Below are 23,655 nucleotides of genomic sequence, written 5' to 3' on the forward strand. Positions count from 1 at the left end.
GATACGCAATTATGCAGATTGGGGGGTGAAGGTGAAAGCAAAACGTATTCTTTTGGTTGCCGCTTGTGCATCGTTATTGGCGATTGGAAAAAGTTATGCCGGCTTCACCTGCGGCGGCCCGCTGACAGACAGCCAGGTCGAAGGGTTCAAGACCTTTTTCGACCCGGACTTTAACCCCTCGCTGACACATACCGGCGGCGCTATAGCCCCAGAGAACATGTCAAAAGTTCTGTCTGCTGCGGCCCTGAAAAAAATCGAGGTGGCTGAACCTGTGGTCGCCGCCTCTACGAAACTGGACGATGCGGGTGCGAAAAACCTTCAAGGTTGGCTAAATGCGAATGCGGGTGAATCGATACCAGGATGGTTCAGCACAACATTGGGAATTGTTGCTCCCGCGGCTTGGATGGGCTTGGCGGCGGATGTTGCGATTCAGCTTATCAATTCAAGCGGTGACGCAGGGCGGATCAAGCTTGCAAACATTGCCGGTACGGTATCGAAAGGCGGCTTTGTGGGTGTATTGCATCGGGTTGCCAAAGACGCGCAGGGCAAGCGCTCTTACATCTGGAATTATGCATACACGGCCGAGCTGAACGGACAAAAAATTACGTTCTTGCTGGCCGTATGTTCCGCAGATGTAGTTGTGAAATAATTGTGCGTAGAAATTCATCTTCTATGGAGATCCACTGTGGATCGTGGCGTAGAAGGGTTCGCCAGAATTCGAATGATTGCCTTGTTTTGAGGCGATTCTGAAACGGGGGAATTGCGATGTTGAGAGCTATAGTCATGACGATCTTGCTTTTGCCAACCGCGACTTTCGCACAGGAGGAGGCCTGTCTATACAAGGATTCCGCTTATTCGGTTCGATTCATTGGGTGTTTCCTGCGCGTTACGTTGGAATGCATGGGCCACAACCAATGGGTTGAACGCGGATCGTGCGACAGCGACACCATCCCGGCCGGAGCACCGGCGCAAGGCCTTCCGGGCTCATTCGAGGGCCAGCTATGCAATGCAGGGGGCTATTATTCGCCAGAGGCTGAGGGCTGCATCGCCCGCACATATCAGCAGTGCCAGACCACCGGTCAATGGGCTCCGAGGCAACCGATCGAAGGGGCGGGCTGCCAGTAAATGGGAGGTAGATCGTCCATGTGGATATACAGCCAAGGCCTTGGCACTCTGTACAGAAAGAGATCGCCGATAGACCAACCGTCCGTGGAAGGACAAGGGTACGCCGGTTTCGGAAAGGGCGTGAACAACCCTGTAACCCAATGCTTGGAGGATTTCGGCCCCATTCCTCGAGGGCAGTATACAATTTCTGATCCGATTGCCAGTCCGACGCAATTTTCACTACCACTGATCCCGGCTATTGCAAATGATATGTGCAACCCACCGCGATCCAACTTTTTGATTCACGGCGATCGGAAACTACCAAGGCCCCCTGACACAGCATCTCAGGGTTGCATCATTCTTGCGCTCGATGTTCGAAAGAAGATTTGGGAGAGTGGGGACCGGGACCTCACCGTAGTGGAGTATGGTCCATAAAATTCGCCGGGCTGTATCGGATCAAGGCGAACGCTACCTCAAAAGGACCAGCAGGCTCGGGCATATGCGAAAGGCTGCCGAATCCGGCAGCGCTTTGGTCCCATGTGTTTTGAAGAATGGCCAGCTTGCAACGAATGTTGGGCGAAGGAATTGTTGGCCACGGTAGCATAGACGAGGTGCTTTTCAGACAAGCCGAAACCATCCCTGAAAGAGGTCTGCCTAAGGTGGTCGTCCAGCTCATCCAGCAGCAACGACATGTCAGTACTCGCCGGCCCGCATGATCGTCATCACCCGCGACGTGACGTTTCGGTCCGACGGGCCAGGGGAATGGTAGCGGCGGCTTAGATCGTAGTAGTCGATCTTCCAAATGATCTTCATCTCGCTGACCGTCATGACCGCGCAATCGTGCTCGCCATAGGGATCATTCTCGGAAGTGAAACCGTCGAACGCTGTAATGGCCGAGATGATGTCCCTGACCGTCGATGGACCAAGCGCAGATATCCCCGATGTGATAACGATGCTCCCACCGAGGCGATGAATCCTCAGGTCGTCGTTCAGTGATCTGGTCTTGATGACGGTCCCATCGAGCGCCCGGCTGATGTCATGGACCTCCCCGAAGAGCATGTCTGGCTTCTGGTTTGTCATGGTCTTTCCTTTCTTGGACACAGTTGATCCTTGCTGGCCGGCCCCATGGCCGGTCAGTTTCGCTTCCAAGTTCTTGTTTGGTATGGTTAGCCTGCGTCAGGTCGTTCAATTGGGCGCGAGTTTGTCAGCCGGAAATGCTCCCGCACGCCACCACCCTTGCTGACACGTTTTCCAGATCACGTAATCGACGGTCGAGACACTGTCTCCCGATTGTTTCGACAGTCGGCCGCATAACGCCTGGACCGTCTCACCCGATTGGCTCGCGACTCGTTCCAACCAAACATCAGGCTTTGCCACGTCGATGCCTAGGTTCTTTGCGAGGTGGTACTTCGTGATCCCGCCGATGTGAGGAATAGGTTCCACAGAAATCGATCACCTTCTCCGGCCCCTCTTCCCACGCCGACCTAAAACCCTCGAAAAACTCCGACCTGTTCGACATCACCAGGTTGATGGACTTGGTCTTTCCTGGATGACCGAAAGTGTCTCCTACCTCCCCCGTCCCCATCAGTGACGGCCTCATTCGCTCCCAAATATCCTTTGCTACCGTCCACCTCATCCCGCTGTTGAGGATGACGTACGAAACCCTCAGGGCAAAATCAGTTTCGTCCGTCGGCGGTGATTTTGTCTTGACCCTTTCCATCGCGTCCGGATCGAGTTTCGCGACCATTTCGCGGTAGGTGAGATACTCGTCCAGCGTCACCGAGGGGGTTCCGCTTTGGCAACCGCACTACCCTCATTGGCAGTGTCGGCTTCAGTGTGAAAGAGACATTTCACACTGATGGAACGATCAACCGAAATTCCACTAGATTCTACTATCAACGCCTCCTCCCCTCCGAATGAGAATGATCTCGTCCGGATCAATCTGGTAAGGAACTCTCGGATCGCGGAGCGAGCACCGCGCCCGCTGCAAAACTTTCATCGAGTCGGAGTCAAACAACCGGATCGTTCTCGCGGTCATTCGATAGGCAACCGTCCAATGATCGTGGCGACCAGAGAGACCGATGATGGCGACCTGATTGTCCCCCAGGCTCTTACCCAACGCGGCCCACAGATCGTCGAACCGACGGATTTTCGGCGTCAGTGTCGCTGCGCTGATAGGTGCATCGAGGCCCTCCCGCAGGTAGCCGCAGGCAGCCTCGACGAGGGCGTGGACAGTTGGAATTTCAATCCCCAGTCCAACCGTCTCGTGGGCCGTCACCCGGTTTGTCGTCAGGCTCTCTGACAGGACTTGGAAAAGGCCAACCGACTTCTCACGTCCCAACTCCGGGAACAAAAATCGGACAGCGTTCATCACGCAGTACACGCCACACAAGCTATCCAAATCACCTTGATTGAAAGGCGCCAGGATCTTCTCAGCGACCGGCATCCTCAAAATCCGCGCGCGCGAAATTGGTCTACGAACATCCCCCATATTCTCGGACATTTTCGATCTCAGATCATGGAAACGATACGGCGTTGGGCATCGGTGTCGCCGTCGATGTAGGTCTGTGTCATTGACAGCGAGCGATGACCGGCGAGAAGTTGGACGTCGCGAAGACATCCTCCCGCGCGATGCGCGGATCGTGCTGCCGTCGTTATGAATGTGCGACGTCCCGAGTGAGACGAACACCCTTCGAGGTTCAGTTCGCGATAGAGTTCGACAAACCAATTGACGATGCTGTTGGGCTTCATGGCGCCCCCGCGGCTTGAACGGATCACGGGGCCATCGCCGCCCTCGTCTCTTAAAAGAGACAGCGCACCCTTGAGGCTGGGATGCAGAGGAATTCGTCGTCCGGATTGACGTTTCGCGATACGGTCCTCGACCACGACGAGGTTCCCAATGCTCCCCCTGGGATCGAGGAGCATGGACCACTCCAACCCGGCAATTTCGCAGGCCCTCAATCCGGCTTTACAAGAGAGCAGGATGATCACCCTATCCCGCATCGGTTGCGATGATTTGCGCGTATGCGCCAGCATTTTGCGCAACATTGAATCGGAAACGACCTTGGCTTGACGACCAGACATTTGGGTTGCGCTCCAGAGATGGGATAATTCCAGATTATAGGCATTTAGTCCTATTTTCAAGCCGAAAAGCACCGGCGGAGCGCCTCTCGTAACATTGCGGCTAATTAAACGCCGCGCGATTATCGAGACCCGGAAAGGCCGCTAGGGGGCCGGTTGCGGAATGACCGATCCTAGGAGAATGAATGCACGAAGCGGCCCCTAGTCTAGGTGGCGCGGGTGTGGCGATAGATCCTGTTGAGCCTTCCCCGATGACCACGCCTCACTGTTCCACGCCGAGGCGTTTCTTTCGGCAAGAAGGTCAACAGTTTTTGCGAGCAGTGAACTCGAAACTGTGCTAGCAATCGCTCAGAGACACTACAAGGAGGGAGATAGTCAATGAAGATAAGGGCAGTAGTAATTGCTGGATTATCAACCCTGCTCTTAGCTGCGACCTCAGCATCTGCAGATGATAGTTTTACGGATATTGCGGGGGTAACAGGGTGCGGAATTTTGGCGACCTTGCTTCAGAATCCGCAGGCGCAGGTAGCCGCTGGTGGCGCGTGTGTTTATGGAACGAGTCTAGCAAGGAGTGCGGTAGGCAATCTCATAGATCAATATTTTGATAAAAAGGATCAGATTTTTGCCAACAAGTATTGCTTGACTATTGTTCGCGGAGATGGAACTAAGATTGAGCCCAAAGACAAAGCCAGTTGCTCTAAGTAATTCCACCATCCTCCATCGTTTCGGCCGCACCGGCAAGTGTCAGGAACCAGTGGGAGTTCAAACACTCTGTCCGGACGCGACCGTTGAACGTTTCTTTGTAGGCATTGTTGGTAAGCTTCCCTGCCGGCTGAAGTCGACCTCTTTTGAGGAGGCCCTCAGGTCGAGATCGCGGGAGATGATCTCTGAGCCTTGGCCGACGCGAGTCGTCTTCGGATAGCCGATCTCCGGGCAGACCTGTTCCAGGCGTCCGTGCCATGTCTTCGGCGCGGTAGCTGAACCGCGGATCAAGCACAGGCGCGTAGCGAGAGAACGTGTCGACGACTGTCAGCACAGGGATTTCCCTACGCGTGGCGAGCTGATCGTGAACGACGTCATCGCCCAAACGTCGTTCGGTCCGACCGCTTCATGGCAGGTTTCCCGCAGCTTCCCTTCACGCGGCGCTACGACGTCTTGGGACAGTACGGTAGCTTCTGGCGTGGCGGCGCCTGCACATCGATCTCGTCGCTGGCGCCCGCATTGGTCTGCCAGTGCATCACGACCGTCGCCCCTGGCAGGATGTCCTGCCGCTCGGCAACATAGTCACTGTTGCGGCTGACGCCGTCGAACACGCGTGCATTGCCGTCGTAGGACACGGCGACCGGCGTGGCTAGCCACGTCTGCCCGGCGGGATGACTGTGAAGCGTAGCGGTTATCCGCCACTTGCCGGGACAGGGATCGGCCACGCGGAGCCGAGTCGCCGCCTGTGCGCCGTTCTGCATCGCGGTCTCGCCAAACCAGGAAAAGCCGTTCACCTGGGCGGAGCGCCAGAGGGGTTTGTCGAGCTTGGCGCTCAACGCTCCTGTGTAAGGATCTATCGCGAAGTCGCTCGCGGTCATCCGAACTTTGACGCCGGACTCATGCTCGAGGGTAATTTCCATGAGGTCGGCGGATGACTGCCAGTGCAACCAGATTTCCATAAACCGGCTCGCGCCGCCCGAAGCCGACGAGCTTTCGAATGGCATCGAGGCAAAGATTAGAAAGAGGAAGAACGCCGCGCCGAAGCCGCCTGAAATTGTGTCGATGAAGCTCAAGGCAAGACTGCTCTCGGCCGGCCGCTGGCGTCGGCGCCTCATGGTGCGGCCTCGTCTGCGAAGGGGCGCAAAATCTCAGTTGTGGCGATGTTTAGCACCTGCGCCGAGGGGACAATGGTTAGGAGCGCGTCCATCTGGCGAAATGCTTCAGCATCGATAACGACGCGTCGCGGCCACACGCTGGCCCCAACTGTGAGCGTTATCCAGACCGGATGGGTGGGAATAACTTTGCTTTTGATGGGGGTGGTCGTGCGGGGCAACCCGTCTTGAAACACAATCAGGCGCCCGCACAGGCTCTCCCCTTTTGGCCCGACACTGGTAAGCGACCAGATTTCCGCCTTTTCCACTGTAATGGAGTTGATGGTCGGGCAACTTTCCGAAACCAGCTGCAGGGTGGCGGCGGAGGCGCCGGCGGTCTTTTCCCGGTCGAGTGCGCGGAGAATTCCGGCCCGTTGATCGAGGCCGGCCGAGGCTCGGCTCGGTTGTTCCGCCGGAACCAGCTTCACGAAAGTCACGAAAATCAGGAATAGCGAGATCGACCCGCCCAATACGCAGGTAAGGACATCGGTGAAGCTCAGGAAGAACGGATTGTCCGGCTGATCAAAGCTCACTCGCTCGGCCCTCCGCGCTTTGTATTAGGACTATCAGGGGAACCCCCCGAACGGCGGGGAGACCGCGCAGGGGGAACAACGGTTGGCGGCGTGACAGGCTGCACGGATGAGACGACAACCTTACCCTCTCTGAACAAGGTTAGGATCGTTCGTTCTTCAAAGCGCCCTTCAAGCGACGAGAGCAGCGAGATAAAGACGCCGATCAGCAGTGCAATCATCGTCGTCGCAAAGGCCAAGCCGAGGCTTCCCGAAAGGGTGGCGATCGCGTCGGCGCGATCGGCCTGGGTCGAGGCCCAAACAATGGCGTCAGCATTGGACAGCGACAGGAGGATGCCTCGCACTGTGCCGATGAAGCCGATGGCCGGAAGCGTCGCGATCGCGAAGCGGACCGGCCAACGGCCAGAGATCAGCTCGTCGGTTATAAGATCCTTCCAATAGGTGCGCACCGCCGGATCGGGATCCGTGGCTTTGGCCTTGAGCCAATTGGTGACAAAGGATTCCAAGTGTCGCTCGGAGCGCGTCGTCGCCCGCATATTGTCGCGGGCGAGCACGGCGCCGCGGGCCGTCGCGAGCGACGCAAGGCCGCGCAGCAGGATCAGAACAAAGGCGAAATAGCCCGTGATAATGAGACAGAGTTGCTCTGGCCCGGTCCAATAGGTCAGATCGGTCGACGCAATGCGCACGTTTGGATTGGATCCGACCCGTCCGAGCAGAAATGCCCCCAACTTCTGGAAGGCCTGCATGCGCCGAAACTCGTCATGCGCATCCAACTTCGAAACGGGGCACCGGTCCGCCTCAAGGAAGCGATACCCTTGCCGACCTTTATCGTCCACCGAATACTGCGCATGCGAGAGTCGGGTGAGTTCGGAAATGATTTCGACGTCGGAGATCGAACTGCTCGGAGCCAGGCGCAACCCCGCCATCAGGACGCCGATAAAATCACTCCAGTTTGGCCCGCCCGACAGAGCTCCCGAGGCGTCGGACATCGAGCCGGGATAGATGCCGGCTAGGAAATGCGCGATGCGATCCTTTTGAAAATCCGTGGCCGGATTTGTCGAGCTGTTCTGGCACATGGCCCAAGTCAGCCCCAGAACCAAATCGAGCGTGCGCGACTTTGTTGCAGGAGGTACGATTTTGCTGGGCAAACACTCGGCTTTGCCCTCGGCGTCGACCACGAGGACCGAGTCTTTCAAGAAACAGCTCACGGCAAGGGCCGGACGGTTCGTTCTCAACTTTTCGTCGAGCTCCACCGGAGTTTCGGCCTCTGTTGAGGCGATGACTTCAGCCTTGATCAGAAGCGCCCACAGCAGTTGCGGGCTAACTCTGCGATCGTCGGAGGTATTGCCACGGCAGGTTGCCGGATCGAGCCCCTCAGTCTCGGCGCAGAAGTCGGCGATCCCATCCACCGCCTCGATGGCGGCGATCAACCGTCCCTGATAAAGCCATTGCATGCTGGCATAGGTGACGACTCCCAACAGCAGCGAGACCAGGCAGACCAGCCACCACCCGCGTCTGGTCAGCGACAGCGTGCGCTCGAACAACAGCACGCGCATCAGTAGCATGGCCTCGAGGAAGCGGTGGTACGTCGAGCCCTCCGGCAACGCATCGAGCCGAGCGCCGGCCGTGTCCTCGGTTTCCGCTATCACTGTCATCGATCTCGTCCCATCAAACACATGCTGGCTGCTGCCGGACAATGATTAGTGGATGCACAGGCGGTCCCAGCTTCAGCAGATCGTCAGGGGCCGCCAGAATCGCATCCGCTGTCAGACCCTCGGCCGCTGCTCCGAGACCCGCCTTCAGAGCCGCGCCCAGTGCTTCGCTCGATTGGCAGATACGGCGCGTGGTGCGGTCGGTCGCGGAATAGTCGCCAGGCGGTCGCTCAGGCCCGGCCGGCTGTCTATAGAGATCGAGCAGGATGCGAACCTGGCCGGACCCGCTGCCCAAGACATAAAGCCGTATGTCGCTCTGCGGGGCGATTCCAATGAAGGTGTTCCATGTCGCGTCCGGCTCGGGCAGGAGACGAATCTCTGGCGCCAGGGCTTCGAGGAAAGCCGGCAAGGGATCCCCGTGCAGGTCCTCCGGTGCAACGACCAAAGCGCGACGCCCGACCGGCGATGCTGCAGGGTCGTCCCGCCAGAGCCAAAGTCTTTGAGGGCCGCCGGACGACAGAACGAGATCGGTCCCTGTTCGGCTGAAGTCGACCACCGGGTGCCGGCCGTCTTCGAACCAGAGCGAGATGATCTCCTGCTGGAAACCGGGCAGCGCCAGCCAGGGCGAGAGTGGATCGTCCCGGGTCAGCGTTGTGGTCAGGGTCTTGCCATCCGGGCCCTGCATTAGGACGCGGCTCCCGACCTCGACGCCGTCCCGATCAAATACCGGGAAAACCGTCACATCGATTGCACCGGCCGACAACGGCACCTGGAAAGACAGTTTCTGTTCGGGGAACGAAGCCTGGCCGGTCGTCAGCAGATGCCTCGCCCGGATGTCGAGCAGCGTGAATTCCTGACTTGCCGTTAGGAGTCCATCATTGACATCCGCGAGAGTGCCGAGGTCAAGAAGGCCGGAGCGTTCGCGACAGGCCCGATGGAAGAGCGGCTCGTTCTCGAGCCACTGAGGCGCCACCACGGGGGCCGTGCATTCGACCAGCCCGAGATAGCCCTCACCATTGTGGAGGAGCCGCACACGCAGGTCGTAAAGCTCACTGCCCTTCTGCCAGCACAGCACCGGCTTGTAGGAGGTCACGAACTTGTTCTTATCGCGGAGCGCCTCGCCGACCAGCGCCCACAGGCCGATCGACGGGACGTTGTCGATGCAATCCCCGTATTGCACGCTGATCTGACGGCCGACACCGACGCGGGGGAATTTCTCCCAGTTGAGTTCGTGCACAGGGTTTACTCCCTTGTCGCAGATCACCCGCGCCGCGGCCGCGTCAAAGGTCCAGTCGTGCCAGGTGACCTTCGAGGGGTCTGGATGGGTGTGACCACTGTAGAGGCGCGCCGCGGCATCGCGCTTTTCGTAGACCCAGAACTCGAACCGGTCACCGTCGTTCGCCGGCCAGGACGCGCCGGTGCCGAAGACTTTTTCGCAGTAGATCGCTTCGACACTGGCTTCGCCGAACCGCTCGTTCACCCCAGGGAACTGGGGTTCTGTCTTGGGGGCGGCGGCGCCGGGATCAGGCGCGGTGTTGGTGTAGGGCTTTGGCGCGGTGGAACCAGGGTCTGGAGCCTGGCTCGCGCCGTTGCCGCCGGGCTTCTGGCCGTTGGGATCATTGGGAGCGTTGGGTTTGGTGGTCGTGACCGAGCCGTTGCCGTGCATCAGGGACACGGTGATGTCCTTGAGCTTCAGCTTGAGCAGCGACTTGAGATCGATGTCGAGCAGGTTCTTGAGAATGTCCGAAAGGAGCCCAGGGGTCATGGTCTCGATCGATGGCGTAATGACGGTAACGCCAATGCCGATGAAGCGCAGCGACGCGATCACGGAGGCGAGACTCGCATCGAGAGTGGCGGAAGCGGGATGCCAACCGAACAGATCGAGGTCGACCCGTCCGCCGATCCGAGGATCGTTCAATTCGAAATCGGTCGTGCCGAGCAGGTTTGCGTCGCCGATGAGAAGATTCTGGCTGACCCGGACGCGGAGCATTTCCGGCGCAGGCAGGTCCTCGCAAGGCTTGCTGCAGGCAAGCATTTCGGTCTGCGAGAGCTTGACCCCAAGGATACCCATGACGGCGTCGGCCGAGGCGATGCCCTCCTTGCCAAGGAACTTGCCTGAGCCGTGTATGTCGAGCACCTCAGCCACAGCGGGAGACGTCCGCGCATCGAACGTGACGGAGGTCTGATCGAGGTCAATCGTTCCCGTGGCAAACATCAGGTCGAGCGAATTGAGCAGGATGAGCGCGGAACGCAGCGTAAAGCGCTTCGAACCCAATTCGCGAAGGTCGAGCTCGCCCTCGAGCTTGATGATGTATTTGAGCGCCGAGGCGAACGGCGCCACAGACGCCTCAAGGATCACGCCGTTTTGGCCGCCACCCTCGCCGGTATCGTAGATGACGGTAATGTCGGTGATCGCGAAATACACGAACTCGAGGTCGTAGCCGAGACGAAGCCTGATCTGGCCACCCAGTCGGATATCCTGATCGGTGATGATAATGCGCTTGATCTCGATCTTGAATCCAGGACTGGGGTCCATGGCGAAATTGGCGGTTATGCCGAAGACGAACCCGAAGCGACGGCCGTTGGCGTCGAGCCGTTCGAGGCGTGGTGCAGAGACCTGTACTTGATCGCCGCCGAAGGGCAGGAGGTCGCCTATGACACCTAGAATGGTATCTTGCAGCGATTGGCCGACGTCCATCGTGACCCGGGCGCTGCCGGGCAGACCCTTGAAGGGGATGCTCAATGTGGCGGTGGCCTTGATGCTCTGGATGTCGACCCGCCCCTTGAGCTCGATGCCTGCCTTAGGGCCGAACAGGGAGACCTTGGTACCTCCCGCGAGCAATTCGAAATCGCCAATACCTGGCATCGCCACCTTGCCGGTAAGCCGGCGGGCGACTTCATCGCTGACACGCGCCTCCAGAGCCGCTCCGACGGCGTCGGTGAGGATTTTCTCCGGGTCTTCAGTGCCGAGGGCTGAGATGTTGATGCGGCCGAGAGAAATGTCGCCAAGCCATGGCAAATCGCGGATGGTGACGGCCGCCGAGAAAGTCTCGCCGCTGAGCTGATAGTCCGTCACGTCCAACGATCCGCCCGGGGCAACCAGCGACCTGAGCCGACATTCAACGGCGCGACCCAGAAGCTGCGCTTCGCTTTCGAGCTTAGCGATTCCGGAAAGGTCGAGCTTGGCGGTGCCGGCGGCGAGGCGAATGATCGCTCCGGTGATAGTACCACTTGCCGGCCCCGCGAGGTCACCGCAATCCCGGTTATCGACGAGCAGAAGTTTCGGGTGCAACTCGGCAAGACCAGGGTTCAGCGCGTACTCCTCAGTCAGCTCATCGGCATTGTCGATCGCCAGTGTCAGCCCAAAGAGGCGGAGCGACTTGGCCTCAAGCAGCTGCACGACCCCGTCGAGGGTCTTTTCGACAGCGCAGTTGGCGACGTCGTTTGCAATCTGTTCGCCCGATGTGGTGATGCGGGTTACTACCCTGGCCGGATCGGCGGCGAACTCTCCGGCCGGCACGCGAACCACCACGGCGACTTTGCAGCTTCCGACAGAAAAATTGCCGGAGACGGCCAGCACCAACTGCGCATTGGTGTACTCGGGGTCAATGGAGATAGCGTCCAGCTTGTCCTTGAGGGCGTCCCTCAGTCCGCTGCGATCGAGCAAGCTGGTGACGAAGGCCTCGGCGCCCTTACCATCAAACGACAGCTGCCGAACTTCGAAGCCCTTGCCGGTGGCCAGCAACTCGGCTTTCGCGGACATCAGCCCGCCGTCATCGGCCCCGAAGCCAAGCCGGTAGCCGATGTTGGCCACCAACACCTGCCCGGGCCAATCCAACGACACTTTTGCGCCTTCAGGATCGGGCGCTAGCCACATTCCCTTTCCCTTCGAGCCGAAAGCCGGGAGGCGCAGCTGCTCAAAGCTCGCCCCGATATCGAATGCTTCGATCTTTTGGCGTACGGCCGTTTCCAGAGCGCCGCGGACATCGACGGCGACGCCCTGCTCAATGATAGGCAGAGTTAGGCCCGAGCCGCTCAGGCCTGCCACATCGAAGCCAAAGGACAGGGACAGTGTATTGAGGTCTTTCGAGCTTTCGAACCCAAGGCCATGCACGGCAAATATCGCTGGCAGACCAAGGCGATGGAGCGCGGCGTTTGCCTCCGAGCCATTGAGATCGGTGTCCTGCTCGCCCGCAAGTGCTGTCGTCTGCAAGCCGCCGTCAGCCGTTTTGGCCACGCGATGAATTTCGATGCCGAGAGGCACAAGTTCTTCGGAACCACCGCGGCACGGAGTGGCAGAGGTAAGTTCGCAGGCGGTCGCGCCATTGCCCGCAGGCATGCGGTAGTAGACCGAAACGTCGTGCAGCGGCAGCCCTGCGGCCGATGTGCCTGTTGGCGAGACCTTGAGCTCGATACCGGCTTCGGCAAGGGTGGACTCGAGCTTTAGGACGGTCTCGGCCACTGCCGCCGGTGCCAGCGAAATGATTTCCTCGGTGGTCGAGGTGGCGGTGCTGGCGACCGGGTCATCGGAGAGCCCCTGCAGTACGATCGGCGCATTCGGATCGTAGTAGGCATCAAGCTTGACGAGAATGGGCGTCAGCGCAGCCAGGCGCTGATCAATGGTGGCCGCAAGGCGAGACTTAGAAAGTTCGCTGTCGAGTTGCGCTAGGGCGGCATCGTCGACGCTAAACCCGCCGTCGCCTTCGGTTCCAACCTTGCCGGTGCTGGGGCCGAACAGCGCCCGCGGCGCCTCGAGATCCGCAGCGGTGATTCCCGCGCCGTAGTTCGCGAGGGCCCGCTCGGAAGCCGCATTGAGGGCGGAGAACATGGCCGACTTGCGGGCGTAAAGATTGGCGCCGATGCGGGCTTCTTCAACGACGGACTCGATGGGGGTGCTCTTCGCCAGCTCCGCGGTGAAGAAGGGACCCAACTGAGCAGCAAAGGCTTTGGCTGCGACACTCTCTTCGAACAGGAAAACCGCGTCGGAGCCGTCATTTTTTGTCGTATGGACAGAGGCCGCGAGCTCGGCCTTGCAGCCGTCGGCACTGGTGGCTTGGAGTGCGCATTGCAATGCGACGAAACGAGTATGAATGGCTGTGCAGGCGTTTGGCGCGAGGCTAGTCGGCGGACGCGCCGCCCCGTCGATGGCGCCGCCCTGAGGCAGCAATTCGAACGCGGCAATCGCGGCTGCCGGCCCGAACTTCGCGAGGAATGCACGGCGGGCTTCTGGCGACGCAAGACCTTGCGGTTGGGCGCGGTGTGCGAGAACATCGCCCGCCGAACAATCAAGCCAATCGTCAACCACTGCAATTGGCGAAAGGAACGCGGCGACACCCCGCTGCAGTAGGGCTGGCGCCGACTTACCCCCATCGGCAGCGAGCAGGATGTCAGGAGCCGCACGCAGGGCGCGGATACGATCATCAAGCGCTCGAGCCTCGGTGTTTGTGGGTCGCTGGCGCAGGGTCGGCCAGAGCGCGTCGAGATAGGGCTTGAGTTCCGTCGTTGGATCGACCCCGTGCAGGATCAACACATAGGCCGAGCCGATCGCTACCCGATACTTGAAGTTCGCGAAGTCTGGCTGAATGCCCGTGGCGTTGACCGCGGCATAAACGTCGCGGATTTGCTTGAGGTGCTCCCATTTCTTACCGTTGTCCGGCCGAAAGACACGTTCGACGTCGAGACCAGGGAGGATGCGGCTGTAGGCGGTCAACTGGCGTATGGTCTGTTGCCCTGGCCTCTTGTCACGCAAGTAACGCTCGATGGTCATCTGCTCGGCGACAACCATCCGCAGATCGAAAGCTGTCGCCTTGCCATATCCGGCCATGGCCGGATTGTTGGTGTCGAGCGGATCGAAGATGCGTCCAGGCCGGGCGAACAGCCGTCGCATGATGGTCCGGTTGAGCTCGAAGAGTGCGACGTTGATTTCGCGCAGTGCTGTGCGGGTCGAGGTTGAGGGCAGGTCAGGGGTTTCGGCGAGGTTGACAATCCCGAGGGCGCCCCCGACTCCGAACAAAGGTTTCCAAACAAGGTCGAGTACCTCGGCTGATTGGCGTTCAAGCAGGTCGACAAATGAAACGCCGAGCGGCCGGGTGACCAGGTACGCAGCCTTGAAGAATTTTGGCGCCTCGCCGCCGGGAAACGGGCTCACGCTCCCGTCCTCTGGCTTGCTGGTTCGGGCGAGGTAGTCGTCAAAAGCGCGGTATATCTGACTGCGACCAACGATGGTGTCGGGAAATCCGTCACTACCGCGCATCGCCTGTAGCATCTGACAGTCATAGATATCGATCATTACCGGATCGAACTGCAGGAAAGGCAGGAGGTCGGCCGCCACGTCGTTGTTCGCGATGTACTCGGGCAGGCCGGCATAGAGCCTGACGAACCCGAAGAAGCCGATGGATGCCCGCTGCTCCATATTGTTGCCTAGCGCTTGCCCCAACCGGTCGAGCAGTCCGCTATCGAGATCGGCCGGCGATAGGAACTTCCGGGTAGCACAACCTTCCAGTTGGCCGCCGGGACCACCGCTGTTGAGCTGCATCAGGCCGTAAAGCCAGGAAACCGGAGTAGCTCCAAACTGGTTCGGATCAGGAAACAGTTCGACGACATTGTCGGAAGCCACCTGCTGCTTGAAATTGGCAGCGCGCACCACATCAATGAGGGTAGTTACGCCGAATCGCGCATAGCCCGACAGCGTGCGGTTGCTCTTGTCAGCTTCGAGCCGATTCATGGCCGCTTGGATCGGGGCAATCTCTTCGGGCGCGACCGCAATCGAATATTGCAGTGCGTCCTCTGGGGTGCCGTCAGCGGGAAGCCCATTGGTTTTTTCCCAGCTTGCCTCGGCCTCGCCGCGCGCCGCTATCTTGGCGACGTTGGCTCCTCCACCGATCAGCAGGCGCCACAAGATCTGGTCCCTGTCGGCGGTCAGCGGCACGATGGTCAGGTAGCGGAAGCTGGTACGCTGCCGCTGGGTGTCGTCCCAATAAAGCTGGATCGAAAGATGTGACGACGACGCCTCAAGGACCAGCGTGCCGCCTTGGACTAGCGCGCCGGCGGGCGTTTCCGCCGAAGCCACGACGCCTCCAGCAAGCACCGGCGCAAGGCCGCCGAACATGAACAAGAGCGCCATGCCGACGGCGGCGCAAGCTCTGAGAAACATGCTATGATGCCGCATCGCCCTGTCCCCCAAAAAGCGATCTATTCAAAAGAGCGGCATCTGAACTTCGGTGTCAAGCCAATAAATTGCATTTCTACTGGATTCTTCAGCAATTGAGCGACTGGCAGCTTTCGGGGACAGAGAAGAGATAGTCGAGTGGCCGACTTGAGGCGCAAAGCTGCCGTTGATGTCGTGGTAGACGTAAGGGCTTCCAGTCAGGAGTTGCCCTATGGCGGGTGGGCGTTTCATGCTCATGATGTGGACAAAAGACCTTTCTTCGGGCCTTGCTCACGCCTGCCAATTCGCTACTGAGAAGGCCCAGCTTCCATAGACGCCGTTCGTTCTTCAGACGGGTGTTCAACGCGGTTGCACCTGCGCGAGGAGCGCCTCAACCACAGGGAGCATGTTTCTAACGATGATCGCATCCCCCGCTGCATTTGGGTGGTTCTTGTCCGCTTGCAGCAACTCCGAATGCCCAGTCACGCCCTCCTTGAAGTCAGCGTAGAGCAAGTCTCCGTGCTTGGTCGCCAGTTCGGAGAACATCTTTGAAAACTGCTCGGGATAGTCGGCCTCGTGCCCAGCGGAGAGTATAGACGAGCATTCGTCAAGTGCCGCAGTTCCAACCACAAGCACTGGAATGCGTTTCTGGGCGAGGATACTCAGAATCTGGTCGAGGTTCGCTCGCGTGTGATCCAGGTCGATACGAGCGCAATCGTTCTGACCCAATTCAACGATGACAACGTGGTTTGCAGGGCTCGCCTGAAGGTCAAGGCCGTCCTTGTATTCCGCCAGCCAAGTGAGACCCCGTTTGCTGGTCGCCAAGTACCCCACCTCGATAATTGTCACGGGATGCCCGGCAGCGTTCAGCCCAGCCTTTAGCTTGGTCGCAAAGCTCTCACTGGCAACTACTCCAGCGCTATTGATGTAGCTGTCGCCGAGGGTGACGATTGTCGGAGGTGCATCCTCGGCATCCACGTTGCCGGCTAACCCCAACGTCGCGGAAAGTGTGGCAAGGGCCACAAACGAAACGTCACGCACTTTTGTCATGGTCTACCTCCCAGCGGACAATTCGTGGCTATCCTTACCTAAGCCTCAGAGCCCGCGATGTATCGTAACAGCAAATTCTCACGACTGCATCGGCGAAGGAAGGTGGCCACGCCGCGCGGATGATATGCCCTCCGGATTTCCTGCTTAACTGATCGTCAGGTTGACGAGTTCCAGTTCGCTCACCCTGGGTCCAGGGGTAAAGTCAACCGCATCTCTACAGTTGTGCGTCGTTTCCCGTTTTCGGAGCCAGGGGCCTATTGCTGACTCAAACTCGTGGGCCCCACGACGAGGCTACTAAAGGCGGGAAACCTGAAGCCGGATTAGAGGTTGTGAAACCAGCTGTTCGCGAGATGGGTAACTTCCGGTCATCGCGGGGGCCTCCTCGGAGATCAGAGGGCAGCAGGCTCTATTTTATGGGGAGGGCCATCCCAATGAATAGCGATTCCTGGCCGCAAAATGCCGGACTTCTCGGCCTGCTACCGGCCCTATGGCTGCTGTTCCAGTTGCTAGTTTGTTGCTAGCGGCATAATCCGAAGAATGGCAGGCAGACGAACAAAGAGCAATAATGTTTTAAATTCAGTAAGTTATATGGTGGGCGATGACGGGCTCGAACCGCCGACATCTTCGGTGTAAACAACTGGCCTGCCGCTGAACGCCTTCCACGAATTCCCTGCTCTCAGGCTTAACGCGCAGGTCTGCGGCACTGGACATGGCCGGAAACTGATCGGGTACAGCTGCAGCGCTAGCCTTTGCCTTTAGAAGGACCACATGGAGATTAGGATCGACCTAGCATAGTCATTCGTAAGGTGAGCGATCAGATGCCCCGCACGAGGAAGCACCCGTCCGAAGAGGAACATACCCATCTTGCCATCAAAGTGGAGCACTGCGAGATGAACGTCGAAACTCGCATCGAACCCGGTATATATCAGCCTCAATATGCTTGGGATTTGGATGACGACTCCCCACTTTATCGGACTACAATCCAACTGACATTCGACGGCGTGGCGACATACCCAGAACGACGGGCGGGCCAAGCTTTTGAGGTGACCATATACGGTTCGAATTCGGACCTGCGGCGCAATGAGGCAACGGTCAAAAATGTACAGGCGCGAGGCGAGCGTGGCTCGCTTAAGTTTCGCTCATACCGCGGCAAGCAAATCCCTATCTACAATCCCCCTTCAGGCATGGGACTGATCGACAAGGTGCGCGGCGAACCATGCTGGACAGCGTGGCTTCCTGTTTCCCCGCGCTTTGCCAGTGACGCGCTTGCTTTGGTGAATAGCGGACGATCCCTGTTTTTAGGGATACACGAGAGACGGAGTAAACGCGCGCACTGGATCCAAGGATTAAGCATACAAACGACCGACCCGGCCGAAGAATAGCAAAAACACAAACTACCACTAGCGTCATCGTAGGGGTGCCATTCCAATTGCTCCGCCGTCTGGCGTGCCTACAGAAGCCCGAGAGTTGAGCACGCGCGCAAATCGGCAGACCTGTCGTCCTTAGGAGAAAATGCAGCCCATAAGACTTCCAGGTCTAGCCGGACTTTTTCAACATTGTTACGTTATTCGCGGTAATCGCTTGCACACGGTTCGTCCATTGTTCCAAAGCGTCGCGCTTTTCCTCTTGATATTCGTAGCGATTATAGATGGCGGCAACCCCGCTCACTTTGCCGGTTTTGTGGTTTAGGATTGCCTCGGTGACCTCCTGTTTGATTCCAAGCCTCGCGAGTTCCGTCGCGCAGGTACGGCGTAAATCGTGGAGATGCCATTCGGGCAAAGCCGGTTCGCCGCAATGCGTAGCCAGTGCCTTCTTGCCATTGCTAAAGCCGCTGAATGGCGTGGTAGCGGTTGTCGTGAAAACGTATTCCGAAGGCTTCCCGTCTGCATCTGCGATCCTTGGCAATGCCTCGATGATCGTCTTAGCCAGTGGTGCTATTGGTACGATTTGGGGGCGGGAATTTTTAGTTCGCGATGCTTCAAGCGTGATCGCGGTCAGATCGTCAGAAATTTCAGACCATTTGAGTTCGGCGATCTCGTCCCGGCGTTGGCCGGTCAACAACAGCAGTTGGGTTATGGGACCAAACGGATAACCGCATTTCTCTGCCGCCTTCCAAACAATCTTGATTTCGTCGTGTGTTAGCACGCGGTCGCGGCTGATCGGTTTGCCCGGAGCTGTGGCAAGCTCAATGATGTTGCGGCCGATCGCTCGCGCTACTGGCTTCCAACGGAAGAATGCAGAAAGAACCGCGAAGGCGTTACGGCGAGCACCCGGCGCTAGCTTGTCCAGGAGTTTTTCAATCTCGCGATAGTCAAGGGTCCTGATGTCGGTGACGTGGTTCCAGTGGGGCTTGATATTGGTCGCGATGATGCGCTCGTATTCATCAGCGGTCGAGGCTTTGACCGCCCTGCCCTTAAAGCCTTTGGTGCGAGCGGTCTTAACGAAATCATCGAACCAAGCGGCCAAGCCCGTCTTGTCAATCTTCTGTTGCCGGGGATCGTTGCCGCGCTTTGCGTCGTTGCGAACGCGTTCAGCGATGATGCGGGCTTGGGTGACATTCAACGCTTGCGTCGACGAAATGAGGGTTCCAATGCGGTCGTCGGCGCTGCCCACTTCGTCATAGCGTCCGATGGTCACTTTGGACGCCTTCCCGTCGATCTTCGTCCGCACTGCCCAGGACAAAGCGCCGCTCGGTTGCACCACCAGATAGAGCCCAGATTGGGTGCTGTCGGGTATCTCTTGCCGTGCCGTCGCTGGCTTCAAATTGTTGATGAACGCAGCGGCTTTTTTGAACTGCCCAGGGATCGGGCTTGGCATCGGTTTTGGCTCCGGGTAACACCAGGGGTAACCACGAGCATGTGATACTACGTTCGGCACCGTTATGCAAACCGATGCTCAGATGCAATCAACTATCTGAAATTTCGATGTTATACCATTTTGCACGTGAGGGACTGTTACCCCTTGGGGTGCCACGGCATAAAATTTGTAAACCGAAGGTCGGCGGTTCGATTCCGTCCGGGGGCACCACCCTTCGCTCTTCGAGCTTCGGGTGGCAGGCCACTCGAAGCTCGTTAGACGAAGGAGGACTGCCGACGGTTCTATTCGGCGGAGCTGGCAGCACGACATCAGGCCAACTCGCAGCCGTCGGACCTTCTAGGAAAATGTCGCAGCCTGTATGGCCGCCGTATCGCCGAACGTGTTTCTCACCCTGACCGACCTGTATACATAAGCGGCCCAGATCCCTGTGACTATGAAGGATGCCAAAGGTGTAACCAGAGCCCCTCCGGCAAGCAAACGGTTTACCGGGACACCAAGCACAGTCGATATCCAAACTGTGTCCAGTACGAATAAGAGAGGGATCGCGAACCACAGACATATGAACAGCTGCGGAAAGCGGTGGCTTCGCCGCAGCATCGAAACAAGCACGACCAGCTGAAGCACCAGAAATGCCAGATTGAGGGCTGCCTCGCCATAGATGGCCAAGGCCCCGTTGGGCACTGTAACAAGCTGTTGGTAGGTTTTGACCAGACTGGCCATATCGACAAGTGTGCGCAACGGCGAAAGGGACAGACTGATCGCCAGCAGGATCAGCCAGCCGCCGAACCCCACGAGGTCATCTGGGCTCTGTGAGGATTTGCGCGACGACCGGACGGCGAAGAAAACCGGCACGCCAATCAGCAACAGAAGTATCGCCCAATGCCACATTTACCCACCCTCGAATGCATCCCTGGGTTGTTTAGCTCGCACCTCTGGATTGTGCAAGCGTTTTTACAGAGATCAAGGCATCGTAGAGATTTTCGGGTTTAGGTTTGCAGAGGACGCTTTCGTCGCTCGCAATGGCCGCATCTCACCCCAAGTCAAAATGCCGCGGAAAGGCCTGGTGCAGCAGGAGCAGCATGGTCTTGCGCAGCACGTCGGTGTCGCGGCTGGACGGGTTGAGATGGTCCCAATACCAGGCGCCATGCACCAGATAGTTCAGGCTCTCCGACAGCGTGTCTATGTCGACGCCGGTGTAACCGCCGCTGCGTGAAATCTCGATCAGCAGCTCGCGCGCTTCGGCCGTGTAGGCGAGATCGCTCGGCAGGCCGATTTCATTGTAGATCTGCATGCTCTTGCGGTCGCTGGAAAACACGACGAAGACCGAGACCCATTTCGGATGCTGCCGGGCAAAGCGCTGCGCGCAATCGACCGCGCCCAACACCCGCTCGACCGGCGACAGGCCGGGCGCCCGCACCAGCGTCAGCCACAGCGCGTCATATTGGTCGCTGAGATATTGCAGGACGGCCCGGAACAGGTTCTCCTTGCTGCGAAAATGAAAGACCACCAGTGCGTTGGACGAGCCGACATGCTCGGCAATGCGCTGCATGGTGACGCTGGCCAGCCCCTCCTCCGCGATGAGCTCGATGGTGGCGTCGATGATGCGCTGGACGCTCGCTTCGCCGCGCTCGCGCCGGCGGTCCTTGGGCGCGGCGTCGTTCGCCGCACCCTTGGCCGCCTTGCTTTTTCCCGCATCCGGAGTGGCTATGCGTTGCGCCATTGTCGTCAGGCCTTTCCCCGGCGGCCGAAACATCCCGCCGCTGCCTTGGCATGCCGGCGCCCTGCGGACTCACAGCGCCGGGCGTGTCCCGGCATTCGTGTACCACTGACCACGAGCCGTCTCATAGGCCATACCCGCCCGGAACACGTCAGCGTCGCTATAGGTGCGGCCGACAATCTGGATGCCTGTCGGCACGCCGTTGGCGGCGCGGCCCGACGGGATCGACAGAACCGGGCAGCGGCTCAGCATGTTGAACGGCGTCGTCATCACCCAGCCCAGCGACGGGTTCACCTCTCGTCCATTGATCTCGACCTTGCCTTTGGTCTGATCGAATTCCGCCGGCACTGCGGGAAGCGCATTGGTCGGGCAGATCAGCACGTCGTATTTTTCCAGCAAAGGCCCCAGCGTCAGGTACATCCTGGCCGCCACATCGAGCGTCGCGACAAAATCCGTCGCCTTCGACTTCTGCCCGTCCTGCGCGAACTGCCTGGCATAGCTGGTCATGTCCTTGCCGTTCTTGGCGAGCAGCGGCGACAGCGAGGCGCCGAAGAGATGTTCGAGATAGGCCATGCCGGCCTTGAGCACCTCGTCGCCCCAGCCGAGGTCCACCTCCTCGACGGTGGCGCCGAGCGAGCGGAACACATCGCAGGCAGCGAGCGTGTTCTTGCGCACGTCCGCATCCACCTCGAAGGACCCGAGATCCATGGAGAATGCGATCTTCCAACCCTTGATCGGCTTGTAGTCGAGCGGCAGGCGCAGTTTCGGGCGCAGCGTGGCGATGTCGAGCGGGCTCGGCCCGGCCATGACGTTCTGCAGCAGGATCGCATCCCCGACGTTTCGGGCCAAGGGCCCGGTGTGGCAGTAAAAATCGAGATTGAACGGCGGCTCATCGGGATTGCGGCCGTAAGGCGGCTTGAAGCCGACCAGGCCGCAGGCCGAGGCAGGGATGCGGATTGAGCCCGCTATGTCCGAGCCGGTTGCGATCGACGACGTGCCGGAGGCCAGCGTTGCCGCCGAACCGCCCGACGAACCGCCTGGCGTGAAATCCGGGTTCCAGGGGTTGCGCGTGACGCCCCAGCGCTTCGACCAGGTATAACCGGCGCAGCTGAATTCGGGCGTCGCGGTGCGGGCGTGGACGATGCCGCCGGCCTTCATGACACGCTCGTTCATGGTCGAGGTATGGCCGCCAATGGCGTCCTTCGACAGCAGCGAGCCATGCGATGTCGGCTTGCCCTTGATGTAACTCTCATCCTTGATGCCGATCGGCAGGCCCTCGAGCGCGCCGGTTCTGGCGCCCTTGGTGTATTTCGCCTCGGCTTTTCCGGCGAGAGCCATCGCCTCGTCGAAATGCGTGAAGGTAAGGCAATTGATCGTCGCCTTGGTCGCCTCGGCGCGGCGGATGGTGGCCTGCATCAGTTCCACAGGCGACAGTTTCTTCGCCTTGAACAGCCGCAACGCCTCGCTGGCCGGCATGTAGCAAAGGTCGAGATCGGACATCGAAAATCTCCCGCGGCTGCTTTACGGCATCTGGCATTGGCGATGGCAGGGCCGCGATCCGCGGCCCGATGTTTGGTGGTCAGCTTCGGCTGGCGGGGCCGCTATTTCTGCAGATCGGTCCAGATCCTGGTGTAGAGCGCCTGGACGTCTGCGGGACAGGCCGGCATGAATTGGCCCTTGTCGGCAAATTCGGCCGGAACATCCACTTCGGGCGCCCCCTTCATATCGGCCGGCAGGAAGGGCTCGGAGCCCTTGATGCCGTTGGCGTAGTGCGCGAAGGCCGAGATCATCGCTGCATTCTTCGGGTCCATGATGAAATTCTGGAAGAGCTTGGCGTTCTCGACGTTCTTGGCATCCTTGAGCACCGCGACATTGTCCATCCAGATTGGAAAGCCCTCCTTGGGATAGCCGTAGACGATCTTGTCGTTCTCCAGCCGCTCGCGCAGCGATATGCCGTTCCAGTTGACGCCGGCGGCAATGTCGCCCCTGCCGAGACCGTCGACGGCAGCGTAATCGAGCGACAGCCATTTCGCTTTCGCCTCGATGAGCTTGTCATGCACCTTCTTCAAAAGCACCTTGTCGTCGGTGCAGTACTTGCCACCCTCATAGGCGATGGCGAGGAACATGATGTCTCCCATTTCGGGCACGACATTGATCTTACCCACGAGTTCCGGCGGCGGATCGAGGAAAATCGCCGAGGTGTTCGGATCGCCCGCATAGACCGATTTGTTGACCGAGATGCCGGTCGTGCCCCATTGCCACGGCACCGAATATTTGCGGCCGGGGTCGAACGGCACGTCGACCCATCTCGGATCCACGTTTCTAAAGTTCTCCATCGTGTTGGGATCGGTTTCCAAGAGCAGGCCTTCGCTGATCCAGATCGGAATCACGCTGGCCGATGGAACGACGATGTCATAGCCGGAAGCGCCCTGGCGGACCTTGGCCAGAGCCGTATCGTTGGAGTCGTAGTCGGTGACGGTAACCTTGACCTTGTAGGTTTCCTCGAACTTCTTGATCAGATCCGGGCTGGTGTAGTTGCCCCAATTGTAGATTTGGAGTTCGTCCTCGGCGCGGGCAATGCCGGTCATCGCCAGCAGCGACAGGCCGAGCGCCGTCGCGGTCGATTTCAACTGCATGCTTATGTCTCCCATTGTTGGGACCGGCGGGATTGCGCCTCGAGTCCCTAAGTTCCCTTCGTCCTGGT

Annotated in this window: 18 protein-coding genes and 1 pseudogene; 4 read left to right on the plus strand and 15 right to left on the minus strand. The window is 59.1% G+C overall.

Annotation, left to right across the window (positions count from 1 at the left end):
* The first annotated feature begins 31 nt into the window (after positions 1-31).
* Positions 32-649, plus strand: coding sequence for a hypothetical protein (locus NLY36_RS01850; protein ID WP_156933172.1), 618 nt, complete (start codon positions 32-34; stop codon positions 647-649).
* Positions 650-1,143: 494 nt separating this feature from the next.
* Positions 1,144-1,539 (plus strand): tlde1 domain-containing protein, encoded by a 396-nt coding sequence (locus tag NLY36_RS31490; protein WP_084026161.1) that lies wholly within the window; start codon positions 1,144-1,146, stop codon positions 1,537-1,539.
* Between the two features lie 258 nt (positions 1,540-1,797).
* Here NLY36_RS31490 and NLY36_RS01855 read toward each other — a convergent pair whose 3' ends face one another.
* The 4 genes from NLY36_RS01855 to NLY36_RS01870 all read right to left on the minus strand — a co-directional run bounded on the left by NLY36_RS01855 (position 1,798) and on the right by NLY36_RS01870 (position 4,260).
* Positions 1,798-2,184, minus strand: coding sequence for a DUF3768 domain-containing protein (locus tag NLY36_RS01855; protein ID WP_245260198.1), 387 nt, complete (start codon positions 2,182-2,184; stop codon positions 1,798-1,800).
* Positions 2,185-2,467: 283 nt separating this feature from the next.
* Positions 2,468-2,884, minus strand: a complete 417-nt coding sequence (locus NLY36_RS01860) for a hypothetical protein (RefSeq protein ID WP_023735382.1) — start codon at positions 2,882-2,884, stop codon at positions 2,468-2,470.
* A 102-nt stretch (positions 2,885-2,986) separates the two neighbouring features.
* Positions 2,987-3,607: a hypothetical protein gene (locus NLY36_RS01865; protein ID WP_023735381.1), complete on the minus strand. Its 621-nt coding sequence runs from the start codon at positions 3,605-3,607 to the stop codon at positions 2,987-2,989.
* A gap of 8 nt (positions 3,608-3,615) precedes the next feature.
* The gene (locus NLY36_RS01870) at positions 3,616-4,260 is read right to left on the minus strand and encodes a tyrosine-type recombinase/integrase (RefSeq protein ID WP_245260197.1); all 645 of its coding nucleotides are present in this window, start codon (positions 4,258-4,260) and stop codon (positions 3,616-3,618) included.
* A 303-nt stretch (positions 4,261-4,563) separates the two neighbouring features.
* Here NLY36_RS01870 and NLY36_RS01875 point away from each other — a divergent pair, with 303 nt between their 5' ends.
* Positions 4,564-4,890: a hypothetical protein gene (locus NLY36_RS01875; RefSeq protein ID WP_156933171.1), complete on the plus strand. Its 327-nt coding sequence runs from the start codon at positions 4,564-4,566 to the stop codon at positions 4,888-4,890.
* A gap of 7 nt (positions 4,891-4,897) precedes the next feature.
* On the opposite strand, the pseudogene NLY36_RS01880 reads toward NLY36_RS01875, so the two are convergent.
* The 6 genes and pseudogenes from NLY36_RS01880 to NLY36_RS01905 all read right to left on the minus strand — a co-directional run.
* Positions 4,898-5,322, minus strand: a pseudogene (locus NLY36_RS01880) (DDE-type integrase/transposase/recombinase); the annotation flags it as partial.
* 8 nt (positions 5,323-5,330) lie between these two features.
* Positions 5,331-5,960, minus strand: coding sequence for a hypothetical protein (locus NLY36_RS01885; protein ID WP_156933169.1), 630 nt, complete (start codon positions 5,958-5,960; stop codon positions 5,331-5,333).
* Positions 5,961-5,998: 38 nt separating this feature from the next.
* Entirely contained in the window at positions 5,999-6,571 is a 573-nt protein-coding gene (locus NLY36_RS01890) for a hypothetical protein (protein WP_023695346.1), read from the minus strand.
* Entirely contained in the window at positions 6,568-8,223 is a 1,656-nt protein-coding gene (locus tag NLY36_RS01895; protein ID WP_023695347.1) for a MotA/TolQ/ExbB proton channel family protein, read from the minus strand. The genes NLY36_RS01890 and NLY36_RS01895 overlap by 4 nt, the downstream gene beginning before the upstream one ends.
* Before the next feature lie 13 nt (positions 8,224-8,236).
* Positions 8,237-15,373 (minus strand): hypothetical protein, encoded by a 7,137-nt coding sequence (locus NLY36_RS01900; RefSeq protein ID WP_023695348.1) that lies wholly within the window; start codon positions 15,371-15,373, stop codon positions 8,237-8,239.
* Between the two features lie 354 nt (positions 15,374-15,727).
* Positions 15,728-16,417: a GDSL-type esterase/lipase family protein gene (locus NLY36_RS01905; protein WP_023695349.1), complete on the minus strand. Its 690-nt coding sequence runs from the start codon at positions 16,415-16,417 to the stop codon at positions 15,728-15,730.
* An 890-nt stretch (positions 16,418-17,307) separates the two neighbouring features.
* Between NLY36_RS01905 and NLY36_RS01910 the strand changes: the two genes are divergently transcribed.
* Complete coding sequence (locus tag NLY36_RS01910; protein ID WP_156933168.1) at positions 17,308-17,799, plus strand: hypothetical protein; 492 nt, start codon at positions 17,308-17,310, stop codon at positions 17,797-17,799.
* A 154-nt stretch (positions 17,800-17,953) separates the two neighbouring features.
* On the opposite strand, the gene NLY36_RS01915 is transcribed toward NLY36_RS01910, so the two are convergent.
* From NLY36_RS01915 to NLY36_RS01935, 5 genes are all read right to left on the minus strand, one after another.
* Positions 17,954-19,234, minus strand: a complete 1,281-nt coding sequence (locus tag NLY36_RS01915; protein WP_023695351.1) for a tyrosine-type recombinase/integrase — start codon at positions 19,232-19,234, stop codon at positions 17,954-17,956.
* 336 nt (positions 19,235-19,570) lie between these two features.
* Entirely contained in the window at positions 19,571-20,098 is a 528-nt protein-coding gene (locus tag NLY36_RS01920) for a DUF2569 family protein (protein WP_245260196.1), read from the minus strand.
* A 166-nt stretch (positions 20,099-20,264) separates the two neighbouring features.
* The gene (locus NLY36_RS01925) at positions 20,265-20,954 is read right to left on the minus strand and encodes a TetR/AcrR family transcriptional regulator (protein WP_023688400.1); all 690 of its coding nucleotides are present in this window, start codon (positions 20,952-20,954) and stop codon (positions 20,265-20,267) included.
* A gap of 69 nt (positions 20,955-21,023) precedes the next feature.
* Complete coding sequence (locus NLY36_RS01930; RefSeq protein WP_023695353.1) at positions 21,024-22,451, minus strand: amidase; 1,428 nt, start codon at positions 22,449-22,451, stop codon at positions 21,024-21,026.
* A 101-nt stretch (positions 22,452-22,552) separates the two neighbouring features.
* Positions 22,553-23,587, minus strand: coding sequence for an extracellular solute-binding protein (locus NLY36_RS01935; RefSeq protein WP_023695354.1), 1,035 nt, complete (start codon positions 23,585-23,587; stop codon positions 22,553-22,555).
* Between the last annotated feature and the right edge of the window lie 68 nt (positions 23,588-23,655).

The sequence above is a fragment of the Mesorhizobium sp. C399B genome (genome assembly GCF_030323185.1).
GTDB lineage: Bacteria > Pseudomonadota > Alphaproteobacteria > Rhizobiales > Rhizobiaceae > Mesorhizobium.